The sequence below is a fragment of the Acidiluteibacter ferrifornacis genome, assembly GCF_009909615.1.
Taxonomy (GTDB): domain Bacteria; phylum Bacteroidota; class Bacteroidia; order Flavobacteriales_E; family Vicingaceae; genus Acidiluteibacter; species Acidiluteibacter ferrifornacis.
The window spans coordinates 24,267-40,074 of sequence record NZ_WWNE01000002.1 but is presented as its reverse complement, the minus strand read 5'-3'; the positions used below and the strand labels follow the sequence as shown (position 1 = coordinate 40,074).

At 34.0% G+C, this 15,808-nt stretch carries 13 protein-coding genes; 11 read left to right on the top strand and 2 right to left on the bottom strand.

What is annotated here, in order from left to right; genetic code table 11:
* Positions 1 to 3,459 (bottom strand): hypothetical protein, encoded by a 3,459-nt coding sequence (locus GQN54_RS00200; RefSeq protein WP_160630770.1) that lies wholly within the window; start codon positions 3,457 to 3,459, stop codon positions 1 to 3.
* Between the two features lie 175 nt (positions 3,460 to 3,634).
* On the opposite strand from GQN54_RS00200, the gene GQN54_RS00195 reads away from it, so the two are divergent.
* The 8 genes from GQN54_RS00195 (at position 3,635) to GQN54_RS00160 (ending at position 11,176) form a co-directional block, all read left to right on the top strand.
* Positions 3,635 to 4,402, top strand: a complete 768-nt coding sequence (locus GQN54_RS00195) for an exodeoxyribonuclease III (protein ID WP_160630768.1) — start codon at positions 3,635 to 3,637, stop codon at positions 4,400 to 4,402.
* Between the two features lie 97 nt (positions 4,403 to 4,499).
* Positions 4,500 to 5,501 (top strand): OmpA family protein, encoded by a 1,002-nt coding sequence (locus tag GQN54_RS00190; protein ID WP_160630766.1) that lies wholly within the window; start codon positions 4,500 to 4,502, stop codon positions 5,499 to 5,501.
* Positions 5,502 to 5,641: 140 nt separating this feature from the next.
* Positions 5,642 to 6,379, top strand: a complete 738-nt coding sequence (locus GQN54_RS00185; RefSeq protein WP_160630764.1) for a hypothetical protein — start codon at positions 5,642 to 5,644, stop codon at positions 6,377 to 6,379.
* Between the two features lie 4 nt (positions 6,380 to 6,383).
* A complete protein-coding gene (locus GQN54_RS00180; protein WP_160630762.1) occupies positions 6,384 to 6,770 on the top strand; it encodes a hypothetical protein in 387 nt (128 codons plus the stop codon).
* 12 nt (positions 6,771 to 6,782) lie between these two features.
* Positions 6,783 to 7,205 carry a hypothetical protein gene (locus tag GQN54_RS00175; RefSeq protein ID WP_160630760.1) on the top strand — a complete coding sequence of 141 codons (423 nt, stop codon included), beginning with the start codon at positions 6,783 to 6,785 and terminating at the stop codon, positions 7,203 to 7,205.
* Between the two features lie 167 nt (positions 7,206 to 7,372).
* Positions 7,373 to 8,086, top strand: coding sequence for a transthyretin-like family protein (locus GQN54_RS00170; RefSeq protein ID WP_160630758.1), 714 nt, complete (start codon positions 7,373 to 7,375; stop codon positions 8,084 to 8,086).
* Positions 8,083 to 8,835, top strand: coding sequence for a hypothetical protein (locus GQN54_RS00165; protein WP_160630756.1), 753 nt, complete (start codon positions 8,083 to 8,085; stop codon positions 8,833 to 8,835). Before GQN54_RS00170 ends, GQN54_RS00165 begins: the two co-directional genes overlap by 4 nt.
* Before the next feature lie 40 nt (positions 8,836 to 8,875).
* Positions 8,876 to 11,176, top strand: a complete 2,301-nt coding sequence (locus tag GQN54_RS00160; protein WP_160630754.1) for a glycosyltransferase family protein — start codon at positions 8,876 to 8,878, stop codon at positions 11,174 to 11,176.
* Here the strand turns inward: GQN54_RS00160 and GQN54_RS00155 are convergent.
* Complete coding sequence (locus GQN54_RS00155) at positions 11,160 to 11,768, bottom strand: sulfotransferase family 2 domain-containing protein (protein ID WP_160630752.1); 609 nt, start codon at positions 11,766 to 11,768, stop codon at positions 11,160 to 11,162. The genes GQN54_RS00160 and GQN54_RS00155 overlap by 17 nt on opposite strands.
* Positions 11,769 to 11,946: 178 nt before the next feature.
* Between GQN54_RS00155 and GQN54_RS00150 the strand changes: the two genes are divergently transcribed.
* The 3 genes from GQN54_RS00150 to GQN54_RS00140 are packed head-to-tail and all read left to right on the top strand — an operon-like array spanning position 11,947 to position 15,754.
* Entirely contained in the window at positions 11,947 to 13,431 is a 1,485-nt protein-coding gene (locus tag GQN54_RS00150) for an MBOAT family O-acyltransferase (protein ID WP_160630750.1), read from the top strand.
* Positions 13,431 to 14,348 (top strand): hypothetical protein, encoded by a 918-nt coding sequence (locus GQN54_RS00145; protein WP_160630749.1) that lies wholly within the window; start codon positions 13,431 to 13,433, stop codon positions 14,346 to 14,348. The genes GQN54_RS00150 and GQN54_RS00145 overlap by 1 nt, the downstream gene beginning before the upstream one ends.
* A complete protein-coding gene (locus tag GQN54_RS00140) occupies positions 14,345 to 15,754 on the top strand; it encodes an MBOAT family O-acyltransferase (RefSeq protein WP_160630747.1) in 1,410 nt (469 codons plus the stop codon). The genes GQN54_RS00145 and GQN54_RS00140 overlap by 4 nt, the downstream gene beginning before the upstream one ends.
* Positions 15,755 to 15,808: the final 54 nt, after the last annotated feature.

Genomic DNA, 15,808 nt, shown 5'->3' with positions numbered 1-15,808 from the left:
TTAGAAGAAAGCACGCAATTGCATCCCGCCAGAGTGGATGGTATCAAGGTCTTCAGACTTTCTACCATTATAGTTGATACTTAATTGTAATGATTTGGAAAGGTTTTTCTGCAGATTCACGGTCCAAGTGCTGTTGCCTCCGGCTTGCAATCCATCTAACATTTCAAAAGCAAGAGCGCTATTTGAACCGCTGTTGAAAGTGATGTCGATGTATCTAATCTCTACAGTTAAATTCCCCTTTCCAGCCTTGCTATATTGTATTTCTGTGCCAACTGTGCGGTTGAATGCACGCTCATTTCCAAGTCGATTATCCTTGTCACCATACTCTCCAAATAGGCTAAGTCTGAATTGAACGCCGGGTTGATAGCTTACCTTTGGTTGAGCGATATAACTAACAATTTCGTAGTTTCTATCATCAAAGAAATCTGAAATATTCGACTTTTCATTAAAGGAGAATACGGTGTTTACAGTGATAGTGTTGGATGCATTATACCTACTTCTAAGTTCTCTCGTAGTAGAAGTTCTACTCTCAAATCCATTGGTCAACAAGCTTTTACTTTTTGTGTTCTGGTAGAATAAATCTGTCCCAAATTTAGTACCTAGTCTATTAATATAGAAAGTGTTCGACACCGTTGAGCTAACTGAAATTAGAGTAGAATCTTCAATTGGAGAACTAAAGGGGTTGTAAATATCGTCGCTTCTGGAGGTCTTTCTTTCAGCGCGATATGCTGTTTTGTTTGACAACTTAGAAAGGAGGTTCAAAATTCCTTTTTTATTCACTAACACCACTTCCGGCCGGATAAAAAGAACTTCATTAAATTGATTACTATAAACTTTTATCGTTTCGGTAGTTGGAGTAAAAATTCGGATGTAATTGGCCTGAAACGCGTTGTTTGTTCCAGCTACTTCAAATTCGTTTAACTCTTTTATGCCATTGGAGTTGTAGTCATTCCAAAGATAAATCCCCTGCCCATCGGTGACTTTTATGTAAGAGAATTCTCTTTTATATTCTAACCCTGAACTAATTTCATAGAAGGTATTGGTGCTAATGAAACCTTTTAGAATTTTAAAGTCGTGCTCTAGCCTTCCGATCAGCGTGTTTTCTGCCTCTAAATTACTTAATTCATTATCTACGGTTTTTAATCGTCTATAAGTTGCCTGACCTTTTAGTCGATTACTTGGGTTTTTGGCTAATAAAAATGAAGCATTAAAATCTTCTGCTTTATTTGCTAAGCCCAATTCTGTTGGTCGAGGTAGGTAGTCAAATCGCTGTCCATAACTCAACTCATACTTATTGCTATTGGCAGTCGTATCCCTAGTTTTCACGAAAACTTTCCATTCTAGCTTATTGTTGCTGTTTAATCCGATTTGGTTTCTGTCTAAATTAAAAATGGCTTTTTCTTGATCTCCATAAACACCAAAAGTAAATGAGCTTATGTCTTTACTTAATGTGGTATAATGACGTAAGAAAGTAGAGTTGACCAATCCGTTGGTGGTAAGGTAACTACCATTCGATTTTACTTGATATCCCTTTTGTTGGAAATTTCCTTGATAGCTGTGTTTGATTCCGTTGTAGTCTGTTCCATTTTCAAATATTCCTAGGTTGTAAATTACCTTTCCTCTTCTACCGAAATCTAATCCGGCATAGGCATTGCCTAAAGATTGGTCACCAGTGAGGCTCAAAGCATTTATGTTCCAATCCCGCTCAAATTCAATATCCCTATACCGTTCTATTGGGTTAAAGTTAGCTCCTCTTTGTTCAAAATGAAACCCTCCTAAAAGCTGCACAGTTGTTTTTTCTTCCACTTTCTTCAATGGAGATTTATGGTCGAGCTCTACTTCAAACCCATAACCATTATCATCACCACTGTCTTCCGTCGAAAATGTGTTGAGGTCACGTTGAGTAATTGCTCCTTCAAAATTAATGGTGGTCGTTTCCCTTATTTTATAGGTTCCTCCAAAGGTGGCCATCTGGGTTTTCTTTGGTGTAATCAGCTGCACAAAAGGAATAAAATTACCTTGAGAGGCTCCATTAACCGGAGCTATCCACTTATACACCTTCCCATTTCCTGCGCTTTGTATTCGAATGTAATCTCCTTGTCCAAGAGGAACTTGAGAAAATTGAACACGGTATTTTGCACTATCGGGATTGATGGAATAAACATAAACATCTGCATACCCAAGAGTATCTATCTTTTTATATAAAATTTGGTCATTAATAAACTCTTCCACCGTATCCGCTCCGGAAACCAATGCTTGATTTAAACTATCACCAATTTGTGACAATAGTAACTTATCAGAATCGCTTAATTCTTGAAGTAAGGGTTGTTTTTTATTGTCTTGTTCGGAGTAAATATTAAGTCGAAGTTCTAAGTTCTTTTTTTGAAAAGTTTGATTGGTGTAGATTAAAGATCGCGCATAATTGCGTTCAGAGTATTGAAATTCAACAATTATCCTAGAGTCTTTTGTGATTAACTGATTGGGCGTAAAGGTTATTTCGCCTGTGTTGTAATCAATTACATAGTCAAATTCTTGACCACGTTTTAATAGTTTCCCATTCAAAAACACCTTCTCCGTTCCGGATAGAATTATAATAAACGCTTCGTTTTCAGCTCCACTTAGTCGGTAGGGACCTTGGTTGCCCTCTACTCCAATTCCCCCGTTTGGAGCACCACTACTTAAAACATTCCGCGCAAATTTTCCACGAGAAACCGCAATACTCAATTGGGAATGCAATACAGCTCTATTCTTCTTTTCTTGATCAATTTTTTTATCTAAAAATAGATGAGTTTTTATGCTTCCTCCTTGCACTTTTTTATCAAAATTCATGAAGTAGCTTTTCGGTCGATTTAATCTGAAGTCACCTGCAGTTAGCTCAAAATCGTCGTTATACAATTGGATGAATACTTGATCAAACTCTCTTAGTTGTTGAGTGTTTCCTTCAGCCTGTATAGGTATGTTATCATCCGATATAGCCGCTCGAATGTTGATATTGTCGGATAATTTTCCGGATAATTGAAGATCTAAATTGGAGTTAACAGATAAATCTTGATTATTACCAAATGCAATACCTCTAGAAATACTGCCACTCTTGTTGAGTCCACCTAAATCGAATACATTTTCTTGATTATCACTAGGACGAATGGTATAAAAATTAGGTAGGCCAGGGTCTGCTTTTTCAATTTCTGATAGATCTTTATGATAATACTTTTTATCAAAATCGTAGTCTATAATTCGATAGGAAATCTTGATTTCTTTGTTAAATAATGAGGAATCATTTAGAAGGAATAAAGACCTAGCATAATCAATAGTATAGAAAGTGCTATCGAGTTTTTGGTTGTCGAATAAGACTAATTCCGTTCCTATTGCGATAGCGAAAGTGTCTAAAATTATCGTATCAGATTCAACTTGGATGGCCTTTTCTCTATAGGTAGAGCCTTCTTGGGCTTGAAGATCCAAAAAGGAGAGGATAAGTAAAACAAAAAGGATTCGGAGAGTATTCAATAATCACTGCCTTTGATGACCGTAAATTAACGGAAAATTAAGCGTTTTAGTGAGTAGAGAAGTTGGAGAAAGTTTTAACTACGGAATTTATTTCAGAATTTCACATTTTAGAAATTTCAAGTAATAGATCATGAAAAGAATTATATCATACAATGTAAACGGAATAAGAGCAGCCATGAAAAAAGGATTGGTAGAATGGATGCAAGCCGCACAGCCTGATATATTGTGTTTACAAGAAACTAAAGCCCATAAAGACCAAGTTGAAATGGATCAAATCGAAGAATTGGGATATGAGACGTATTGGTTTTCAGCTGAAAAAAAAGGCTATAGTGGAGTGGCAATTTTTACAAAGGAAACACCATTACATGTAGAGTACGGAATGGGGGTTGAAAAATATGATTTTGAGGGTCGAGTAATAAGAGCTGATTATAATGGATATTCTGTGTTGTGCGTTTATATGCCTTCCGGAAGTTCAGGTGATGAACGTCAAGCATTTAAAATGGAGTGGTTGGCGGATTTTCAAGAGTACATCAATGAATTGAAAAAGACCATACCAGACCTGATAATATGTGGAGATTATAACATTTGTCATACTGCGATAGACATCCACAACCCGACGCGAAACGCCAACACTTCAGGGTTTTTACCTGAAGAAAGAGAGTGGGTAACTCAGTTCATAGATAGTGGATTTATTGATTCTTTTAGAGTATTTAATAAGGAGCCACACAATTATTCATGGTGGACCTATCGAGCAGGCGCAAGAGGTAAAAACTTAGGGTGGCGAATTGATTACCATATGGTAAGTAATTCGCTAAGCGAAAAGTTAACAAGAGCGGCGATTCTACCAGAAGCAAAGCATTCCGATCACTGTCCTGTTTTAGTGGAAATAGACTTTTAATGCCAATTAAAAACGAAGTGTTTAAAACTATTTTACGGCATCATTCGTGCTGTATGGAAAAGAACAATATTTGTAATAGTTTAAAAATGGATTCAAAATGAAATTAAAAAGAATAACCTTTTCAATCTTATTGAGTAGCTTACTGTTTGCTTGCGTTCCTGCACGGAAATACGAAGAGATGAAAGAACGTCGAATGGCGTGTGAAGAGCAAAATAATGCGCTTAAAGAGAGAACCCGAGAATTGGATGAGCAGCTAACTGAAGTTCAGTCTAAGTTTGAAGATTTTGAACGAAGATTAAAAGGGCTACAAGCAGATACTACTGTGCAAGGAAAGTCATTGAGAACCTTGACTAAAAACTATGATAAGTTGAATGAAACTTATGACTTGCTATTAGAAAAAAATAGAGACTTATTGGCGGGAAATGCTGCTGACAACAAACGTTTATTTGGAAGTCTACAAGAAGCTGAGTCTGAATTGCAAAAACAGCGTGATGCTTTACAAAGACTAGAAGCTGATTTAAATGCAAAAGAAGAGCGTTTATCTATTTTAAATGGGGACTTGGAAGAGAGAGAAGCAAAAGTGAAGGAGTTACAATCTATATTGAATGAGAAGGACTCTGTTGTGAATGCGTTAAGAATGAAGGTTCAAGATGCATTATTGGGCTTTGAAAATGATGGTTTGAAAATTGAAACGAAGAATGGGAAAGTATACGTTTCGTTAGACGAGAGTTTACTCTATAAATCAGGAAGCTATGTGATTGACCCAAAAGGAGTAGATGTTTTGAAGAAGTTGGCAAAAGTATTGGAACAAAATCAAGACATAAATGTCTTAGTTGAAGGTCATACAGATAATGTACCTCTAAAAGGTTCCGGCCCAATTGCTGACAACTGGGACTTAAGCGTTAAGCGTGCAACATCGGTGGTTAAAATTATTGTAGAAAACAGTAAGGTAAATCCTACGAGGTTAACTGCTGCTGGAAGAGGCGAATATGTGCCAGTGGCTCCAAACACTACCAAAGAGGGAAGAACCGAGAATAGAAGAACCGAAATTATTTTAACTCCAAAGTTGGACGAGTTGTTGGAGATTCTGGGAAATTAGCCTATAAAAACTTGGTTTAGAATTTAATAAAAGGAGAAGATTTGTAAAAATATTCTCCTTTTTTGTTTTGTACTTAATTATTTTCTCTATTTTTCCAGAAATTAGTTATTTCCAAAGAATTAAAACCTACAAAATTAGAGATGAATCCATTGAAATCTAGAGGCTCCACTTTGTTATTATTGGCACTTTTCTTTAGCACACTGCTAGTAAGTCAAAACAGTGGAATTTTAAAAGTATATACGATCCCGCAAAATGCTATAATTCAAATCGGTACTGCCACCTATGAGTCAGGAAAGCCGATTGAGCTTGATACCGGAACATATGAGGTGAAAATTTGGGCTCCTACTCGGGAATTAGTAACTAAGCAAGTGAAAATTGGGAATGGTTTTTATAAAACAGTATCAGTGGAGTTGCAACCTACTAAAGAGTACAAGTCGTATAGATTGAAATTACATGCATACAATTTTTCAAGGTTTAGTATGCGCTATGGTCCAATACTGGCCTATGGTATAATAGCAGGAAGTAAGCTAATTCAAAACTCTAATCTAAACGCAGATGCAGACCGTTATGAACAAGAAGCTTTAATGCATAAGCAAGCATATGAAGATTCTTTTTGGGAGCTCGATTTATTATCCAATAGGACTAAATTTGACAATACGAAGGATAAGTATACCAATGCAGTGAATCAAATTAATAAAAATAGTGAATTTATAATTTACGGAGCAGGAGCTGCCGTGGTATTAAATTTTGTAACCTGGAAACTCAGTAAAAAATTGAAAAGACCTGAATTTAGTGAAGAACCTAAATTAGCTCGCTTAGATATTATCCCAACACTTACTGTTCAATCAACTGGGTTGTATATAAAATTTCAGTTTTAGTATTATGCGATCGATAACATTTTGTTTCTTTTTTATATTTCTCATTACATCTTGTGAAAGGGAGGACTTGCTAGAAGGTGTCTCAATTACTCCTTCGATATACGAAGACCCTTATCTCTGCTGTGTATCGGTTAGAGATGTGAGGCAGGTTAGTTGTGATAGAATAGGGTTTTATGTAGATGTTGATTTAGATAGTATACCCGATGACATTGGACCTTATCATATAAAAGTGGAGGATCCATACGGAAAGATATTTTATGCCGGTACTAGAAATGAGCAATACGCATCAGCTATATGTGATACGGTTAACACTTATCGCATTTCTATATATACCTCTTATCACAGCAATGAGTCGAAACCTTACTACTTTAAATTTGAAACAAAAAAATAACTCTATTGAATCATGAGTCTACTTAATTTCGAAAAGAATACTCTCCTCTATTACTCCATGATATTGCTTTTTATGTTTGGAGGATGTAAAAAAGATAACGATTTGGAGGATATTTATTTAACGCAAAAAGTGTCTAACATCAGTAAGGAGCAATATGTGATTGCAAAAAATATTAGTCAGATAGACTGTACAACGATCAAATTTGAAGTAGAAATTCAAGAGGATATTTTACCGGATAAGATAAAAGATAACATTGATGATTACCAAGTAAGGTTTGAAGACCCTTTTGGTAAGATGATTGTCGTTTCAGATTATAATAATCAATGGGCAGCAGCTAAATGTGATGAAGAGAGTGAATACAAAATTATGCTTTATAAAAAGGAAACGAGAGAGTATACTTACCCTTACATTTTTACTTTTAGAACAATAAGATAGATATTTAATATAGCGCTCTGATTAAAAATAAATTAGTGGATTGCAATTAGTCTACATGATCATTTGATTGTCGTGTAAGGTGTTTTTATCCTTCTATAGAAATAATGTCAGGAATTTAATATCTATGGAAGTATTTATATAACTTAGTTGCTAGCTAAATAATCGTTATGATTAGGAGAAATATCAATTTTTTAGTTCTAGCATTAATCCTTTCTTCATGTTTAGATCGTGAAGAAACTAAATATCAATTAAATTTTGAAGAATATACCCTATCGGGTGTTTATTTAAAAAATTGCCAAGGTACTCCAATGAATGATGTAGCTATAAGGCTATATGCTGTTTCAGCATTTCATGATAATAAACTTCTTGCACAAACGAGTACAAATTTAAATGGGGAGTTTTTTATTAAATACATTTTAGAAACAACTTCTTTTAAGTTTAATTCAAATGATTTGCGACTTTATAGTTACGACGAATCATCTGGGAAAGAAACGCTAATTTCTAATCGACTTCCGTGGCAAAACGAATTGCATGTTGAATTAATCAAACAGCTAAAAGATACCATTTCTATTTTTACCACCGGAGTCAACCAACTGACCAGAAGCGATACCCTTTTTATTAAAGAGGTTTCTTATTCTAATAGTAATTATAGTAAAGATTTCGTAGGACCATTTACAGATGGTCAATCGTTAGATATAATCGTACGCGACTTTCAAAGTTTTTACCCTTTTGAAATAGAATGGTATATCGCTGACAGTTGCTTTTACGGAAAAAGAAATGTGAATTGCCACCCAGGCAACTTTGGTTTCATAAGTGAAGTGATTCCTTATTGCAATCGGTTAAATGTATTCATTGACCTAAATCATTCGCTTATTCAATGAAGTCACTATTCGTTTGTATTATATCAGCTGTTTTACTTGCCAGTTGCAATTTGTATAAGCCTGGAAGAGCAAATGTTCCAGTGTTAGAAGGGAAAAATGATGGAAATTTATCGGTTAGTTTAGGTCGGAATTATGGGGTAGAAGCAGCTTATAGTCCAATAAATCACCTAGGAATTATTGCCAACTATACCAATGGATTTCAAAATGTGGAGCGAAGAAATGAGGGAAGCCCAAACTCTTCAATTGTCAATACTTATAATAATCAGCAGTATGAATTTGGGTTGGGCTACTATTTAAGAATTGACACTTTACATTATTTCGAAATTTATGCTGGCTATGGAATTGGTGAGTCAGGAATAGTAGGAACTTCGAATGACTTATTTTTACGCACTCAAGTTTCTCTTGAAGCCATGCATGAACACATTTTTATTCAGCCTACTTTTGCATATGAGATTAATAAAACTACCTCTGTGCGTTTTTCAGCGAAGTTAGCAGCAATTACATTTTACGATATCAATAATTCGCCTTATTACCCACAATCAAAAGATTACTTTTTTAGAAAAACCTTTACTTCTGCTCAACCTACCATGACACTATTAAAGAAAGAAGATATTTTTGATTTCACTTGGCAAATTGGGTTCTACATTTCCCCTGAAGATGGTTTTTATACGAATAGATGGTTGAATACCTCTATTAGCTTTGGTATTAATATTAATCGGTTAAGAAAGACCATTAAGAGTAAAAACTAAAAAATAGTTTATTTTTTAAGATTCGTTTCAACAATTAAAAATGAAGGTATTGTTCAGTAAAAACAATTCATTACTTCTGGTTTTCTGCATAGCAGTTGGACTACTTTTTGGGGTATATTCAGACATAATATTAAACCTTAACGAAGTTCTGTTTTGTAACGGAGGAGATGGTTTTAAGAACTATTATAATTACTTGTATCATATAAAGCATGATCCTAATTATCTTTCATTTGATGGGATGAATTATCCATATGGAGAACTGATTTTTCTCGTTGATATTCACCCTTTTTTCGCCAATTTTTTGAAATTCTTTTGTACCTACTTTTGGGATATAAGTGATTATGGTGTTGGAATTTTGAACTTTTGTATGCTTTTTTCTATCCCAATCGCAGCTGTGTTTTTGTTCTTAATTCTTGATTATTATAAATGTCCAAGAATAACTGCAATAATTGCAGCACTAGGAATTTCATTTTTATGCTCAACAGCCATCTTATGGCAACACGGTCATTACTCTTTGTCATATGTTTGTTTTTTTCCGATGGGTTGGTTTTTAATAATCAAGTATCTTGAGGGTTCTAAAGATTGGATGTACAGCAGTTTGATTGGTTTGAATACCCTATTTTGGTTTTATTCACATAATTATCTTGGATTTATACTTTTAGCATTCACCGCATTTGTATGGTTATTTCATTGGTTGATTTTTACCGATAAGAAAAAAATAGATGTTTGGCTGCATTTCTTGGTTCAGGTGTCAATACCAACAATAATAGTTGTGTTGCTAATTAAGACTTTAGATCAACATTCTGGTAGAATTGAGATGCCATATCTTTTCCAGCATCGAGCGTCATTACATTCTATTTTGTTGCCTTTAGTTTCTCCATTTAAGCCCATTTTTGAATTGCTGTTTGATTTTTCCCACCTCAATGCTGAGCCATGGTCAAGGGTGGGTAACTATATTGGGTTATCAACCATAGTTATTCTATTTATGGCCTTCATTTATTTAATTTATGGGTTGGTAGTTGGAAAGGTTAAGTTGTTTTTTGCAGGATTAAATCAACATTGGTGGGTATTTCTTCTATCAGCTTTTTGTTTATTAATGTTTTCATTTGCTTTCCCTTTTAGGTATGGGTTGGACTTTTTATTGCCTTCAATTATTAAGCAGTTTGTTGGTCTTGGCCGATTTGCATGGGCATTCTATTTTGTCATCACCACCTTTTCATTGGTTGCCTTAAACACTTTTACTCTTTTGAAGTATAGAAGTATTATCTTAACTGTGGCAGGATTATTATTGCTTATAGAGGGAATGGCTGTTCACCGTCACCTAAGCGAAGTTATCAGTATTCACAAATCTCCATTTCAGAATCAAATTTTTGATGATGCCATGCAATCCGATATTGATTTCGATGATTTTCAAGCGATTTTTCCGGTTCCTTTTTATCATGAGTATACTGGATTAAATGCCTTACAGGATGATGAAAAGTCTAAAAGACTATCGATGCAGTTATCGATCAAAACAGGATTGCCGCTAATGAGTGCTATGCTATCAAGAAATTCAGTAGCGGAGGCTCAAAGTATAGTACAATTATTAACCCCAGTTTTTATCAAGAAGCCAATACAAAACTATTTGAATGACAAACCCTTACTTGTTGTTTTCTCAAAAAGTGAGGTGTTGCCATTAGAAAAGGAGTTCCTGAGCCGAGCTAAACTTCTGTATTCCAATGAAGAATTCGAATGGTATCAAATCGACTTAATCAATTTGTTTACTGATAACTCAGAAGAGATTATTCTAGGGTTAGAAGAAAAGGCAGAGCATTATTTGTACGACTCATTGTGGGGATTCTACAAGTCTGATAGTTCAAGAATAGCGTATGTATCTTTTGACGATTTGCCAACAGACTTTCAATATCGAGGAGAAGGAGCTTTGAAGAAAAGAAAGAGTGAATTTGGAATACTTTTAAACGGGCAGTCGATAAAATTAGATCCTAATAAATTGTATCAATTAAGTTTCTGGGCTTATAATAATCTGTACGATCAATATTTTAATACGGTTTGGCTAGAAGTAAAAAATGAAAGTGGTGACATTATACGGACAGAATATATTAATCCTTCATTAAGTAATGTTTATGATGGCAAATGGTCATTTAACGAAATCAGTTTTCAATTGAATTCGACATCAGAATATATAATGCTATGTTCACAGGGTAGTATGGAGTATTCAGATTCGGTATATTTTGATGAGGTCTTAATTCGTCCATTAAATGTTGAAGTTTTTCAAAACTTAGACAATCAATTCAATTGGAATAATTTTAAACTATTTAAGTCGATTAAACCTTATAATTAAAAAGTTTAAAGTCTAAGTAATAAGCTCTTTGAACCAACTTTTTCATGGAAGTGGAATAATAGTCCTGATAATTCGAATGCTTACTGGCATGCACATGACTTATCATTTCATGTTTAATTTCACTGTGAGCCACAACAAAGTCAAATAGTTTATCCAATTGTTCAAATTTAAAGAGCTGGTCAATTAAAAGTTTATTTGATTTGGTAATCCAGTAGTATTGTGGTTTTAAGTGGATTTGTTTTAATGTGCTCCTACTTTTTAACCAGGAAAATTGCTTCAATACAAATGTCTCGAATGAATCAAATTGATTAATGAATTTTTCAGCATCTTTTTTGTCCATTTCGTTATCACCACCAGCCTTTAAAAAATGATAAGCGCTTACTAATCGATCATATGGGTTTCTTACAGCTCCTATAAAATATGCTTCTTTGAGAGGGTGAATTTTTCTGAATTTAGAAAGGTGCATGTAATGAGGAGATGTAACATCATGCCCAAGAATTACCCAGTTTGTTTTCATTAATTCATTGACGATTGACCCACCAGCTGTTCTGGGGACGTGCATAAAGCCCATTTGTCTATTAGGTGTTATCATATTTAAATAGAATGTAATTCCAAAGCCGCACAATATTGAATCGTAATACGGATTGATGATTGTCTTAAAAACTGTTAAAGGTATATCAATATGTCTGCAAATATATACTTAGTTTTGCAACGCTTTTTCCCCAAAAAGAAGTAGTTAATTGTTACTGTAATTATTTTTAAAGAGTTCAATGCTTTTCAATTCTATTGAATTTTTATACTTCTTTCCTATAGTTGTTGGGATCTATTTTATCCTTCCATTCCGCTTCCGATGGTTTTTTTTATTGTTGGCGAGTTATTTCTTTTATGGGTTAGCAAATGGGTGGTTTTTGTTTTTAATCCTTATTTCCACCTTGATTGATTATATAGCGGGAATCAAAATGGATGAAAAGCTGACTAAGAAAGGTCGTAGGCCTTTTTTAATTATTAGCTTAATTAGTAACTTAGGGATCCTATGCCTCTTTAAATACTACAATTTTTTTAATGATTCCTTTGCCAGTTTATTTGAATTATTGAATATTCCATACTTAATTCCATCTTTAAGTATCATTCTTCCTGTTGGAATTTCGTTTTATACTTTTCAAACTATGGGTTATTCCATTGATGTTTATAAAGGAAAGATTAAAGCAGAGCATCATTTAGGATATTTTGCTTTATATGTAACTTATTTCCCTCAATTAGTGGCTGGTCCAATTGAAAAATCATCTAATTTGTTGCCTCAATTTAAGGTTAAGCAATTTGTTGAATATAAAAGGGTAACAGATGGATTAAAGTTGATGACATGGGGTTTTTTTAAAAAGGTAGTGATTGCGGATCAGATTTCACCCATGATAAAATACGTGACTGATAACCCAGAACAATTTAATGGGTTCTCAGTGCTTCTTTGTTCTTGTCTATTTATATATCAGATTTATTGTGATTTCTCAGCATATTCTGATATCGCAATTGGAGGTGCTCAAGTTATGGGAGTAAGACTGATGGAGAATTTTAGAAGGCCCTTTTTCGCAAAGAGTTTGTCAGAATTGTGGAATAGATGGCATATTTCCTTAATTAACTGGTTTCAGGAGTATATTTTCTCTCCTTTAGGTGGGAGTAAGAAAGGACGTCGGAAGGCTTATCGTAACGTAATGATTGTTTTTTTGGTCTCAGGGTTATGGCATGGAGCAAGCTATAACTTTTTGATTTGGGGTATTTTGAATGGGTTGGTTATTGTTTTGACTTTACGATTCACTAAATTAAAGTCAGAAGCGAATAAGAAGTTGGGCTCTTTTAGAAAATCTGTTTGGTATAGACGGTTTTTAAGAGTTAAAACCTATTTAATTTTTGCAGTTTTAGGGATACTATTTTATACTTCTGATTTGTATGCTGCTCAAGTGTTGGGCAAATCGTTATTCAAAGGTTGGTCAAATGATATAATGGGAATAATAAGCAATGAAGGCAATAGTAGAGCGCATATATTATATCTAGGACATGATTCAATTCGTTTCATTGCATTGCTTATCGGGATTATGGTGCTTGAGTATGTTCATTATATTCAAGAGTATAAAGGCAGTGTTAGAGAGATTTTAGCTACTAAATCAGTATTCTTTAGGTGGACTTTATATATTGGCATTACGCTTCTTATAATGGCTTACTCATTTGATCAAGAAATTCCTTTTATCTATTTTCAGTTTTAATGAAACAATTAATTGTTAAAATAGCCTTGTTTGTATTCATTATTTTCCTTGTGGATAAACCGATTGGTTTTTCTATTTCTAAAGGGATTATAAATCGACAATATGACCAACGGATTGAGTTGCTAATGAAAGGTAAGGTGAGAAGTGATGTTGTTATCATTGGGTCTTCTAGGTCCTTAAATGGAATTGATACAGGAGAACTAGAGAAAAATCTCAATAATCAAACGGCGTATAATTTTGGCTTTTCAGGGTCAAATCTTAACTTTCACGAAAGTATCTTTAATATTATTACACAAGTCTATCAACCCAAAACAATCCTTCTTGTAGTTGATGATGATGATGCTTTTAAAGTAAATGAAAAGGCCATTTATAGAAAGGACAAGCTGTTTCCCTTTATTCAATACGAGCCCGTACTGAATGAAATCGTAAAAAATTCCTCCAAGAGTTACTTACCTTCAAAAGTGAGTTGGTTATACAGAGAAAACCAAAACATGTTTGAAGCAATAAATTGGGTTTTTAAAGGTAGACTTGAGCCTGATGAAACAACAAATGTAAATGAGTTTGGGTTTATTCCCCTTTCAAATGAAGATAAACACCTAAACAAGTTGGTCGATCGAAATTTAAGTATAGATTATTCCCCTCAGAAGGAACAAAAAACATTTATCGAGTCTCTTATCGCGATTGTAAACGAGAGTGAAACAATGGGGATTGATTTGTATTTGGTTAGATTGCCATCATACAAAGCTAAATTAGTTGGATTTAATGATCGACTAGTTGAAATAGTGGGAAAAAATGTACCAATTTTGGATTTCTCCAATGAGTTGCAAGATAGAAAATACCATTTTGACAATGGTCATTTAAATGCAAATGGAGCAAAAAGTGTAGCTAGTTTAATATCTAAAAAGTTGAATCCATGATTTTTAGTTCTTTACTTTTCTTGTTCTCCTTTCTACCTTTCATTCTGATTGGAAATTATGTTTGGAGAAATATAAAATGGCAAAATACTTTATTGTTTATTGCTTCTTTATATTTCTATGCTTGGGGAGAAAGAGAGAAAGTATTTGTAATGCTTGCTTCCATATTACTTAATTTTTTTATAGGTAAATGGATTGAGAATAAAGAGGGACGGAGTAAAGTTGTAGCACTGATAGTAGGTATTGTTGTAAACCTAGGAGTCTTGGTCTATTTCAAGTATTCTCAATTCATCGTAGAGAATATTAATCAGCTTCTGAGCGTCTTAAGTATTCCAATTATTGATGGAATCAAATATGAACGCCTTCCTTTGGGTATTTCTTTTTATACATTCCAAAGTATTTCTTATCTGGTTGATGTATACCGTAAAGAGGTAAAAGCTCAACGGAACTTTTTAAATTTAGGGTTGTATGTTGCACTTTTCCCCCAATTGGTAGCCGGTCCAATCGTTAGGTATAATGAGATTGCTGAGCAATTATTACAACGAACACAAAATTTAATCAAATTTAATGAAGGAATCCGACGCTTTGTAATAGGATTGGGCAAGAAGATGTTGATTGCTAATCCAATGGCCTATATAGCGGATGAAATCTACATGTTGCCTGTCAATGATATTTCAACACCTATGGCATGGTTAGCTGTATTAGCTTATTCTTTACAAATTTATTATGATTTCTCAGGATACTCAGATATGGCCATAGGATTAGGTAAAATGTTTGGGTTTGATATAGCTGAAAACTTTAATTTTCCCTATATTTCTAAATCAATTCGTGAGTTTTGGACACGTTGGCATATATCACTATCCATATGGTTTAGAGATTATTTGTATATTCCTTTAGGAGGAAGTAGAGGATCCACTCTTCTGACAATGCGAAATTTGATTATAGTCTTTTTTATCACTGGTTTGTGGCATGGAGCTAGTTGGAGCTTTGTGATATGGGGTCTTTTTCATGGAATATTTATGTTAATTGAGCGAGCTGGTTTCGACAAAATATTGAAACGAATGCCTGCTATCATACAACACATGTATATGTTATTAATTGTTGTTTTTGGTTGGGTATTGTTTAGAATTGAAAATTGGACTGATGCACTACAAATTCAGAAAACAATGCTGGGAATGAATTTGGTAGAGAGTCAATATGAGATAAGTTATTTTATGAATAGCTATTATTGGTTAACTCTATTTGCTGCTTTAGTATTATGTATTCCGATGCATAAACTGTTACAAAGACTTCAATTTTACCCCTGGACAAAGTATTGGGAGAGCGCATTGATAATATTGGTATTTATATTTTCTGTGGTTGAAATGGTTAGCAATACTTATAGCCCATTTATTTACTTTAGGTTTTGATAGATGATGAGAGATTGGATACATAGAATTATTTTTTTGTTGATGGTAGCATGG

Bases quoted from the DNA above. Each gene is read 5' to 3' on its own strand.
- GQN54_RS00195 (WP_160630768.1), top strand. From the start codon at position 3,635: ATGAAAAGAATTATATCATACAATGTAAACGGAATAAGAGCAGCCATG.
- GQN54_RS00190 (WP_160630766.1), top strand. From the start codon at position 4,500: ATGAAATTAAAAAGAATAACCTTTTCAATCTTATTGAGTAGCTTACTG.
- GQN54_RS00185 (WP_160630764.1), top strand. From the start codon at position 5,642: ATGAATCCATTGAAATCTAGAGGCTCCACTTTGTTATTATTGGCACTT.
- GQN54_RS00180 (WP_160630762.1), top strand. From the start codon at position 6,384: ATGCGATCGATAACATTTTGTTTCTTTTTTATATTTCTCATTACATCT.
- GQN54_RS00175 (WP_160630760.1), top strand. From the start codon at position 6,783: ATGAGTCTACTTAATTTCGAAAAGAATACTCTCCTCTATTACTCCATG.
- GQN54_RS00170 (WP_160630758.1), top strand. From the start codon at position 7,373: ATGATTAGGAGAAATATCAATTTTTTAGTTCTAGCATTAATCCTTTCT.
- GQN54_RS00165 (WP_160630756.1), top strand. From the start codon at position 8,083: ATGAAGTCACTATTCGTTTGTATTATATCAGCTGTTTTACTTGCCAGT.
- GQN54_RS00160 (WP_160630754.1), top strand. From the start codon at position 8,876: ATGAAGGTATTGTTCAGTAAAAACAATTCATTACTTCTGGTTTTCTGC.
- GQN54_RS00155 (WP_160630752.1), bottom strand. From the start codon at position 11,768: ATGATAACACCTAATAGACAAATGGGCTTTATGCACGTCCCCAGAACA.
- GQN54_RS00150 (WP_160630750.1), top strand. From the start codon at position 11,947: ATGCTTTTCAATTCTATTGAATTTTTATACTTCTTTCCTATAGTTGTT.
- GQN54_RS00145 (WP_160630749.1), top strand. From the start codon at position 13,431: ATGAAACAATTAATTGTTAAAATAGCCTTGTTTGTATTCATTATTTTC.
- GQN54_RS00140 (WP_160630747.1), top strand. From the start codon at position 14,345: ATGATTTTTAGTTCTTTACTTTTCTTGTTCTCCTTTCTACCTTTCATT.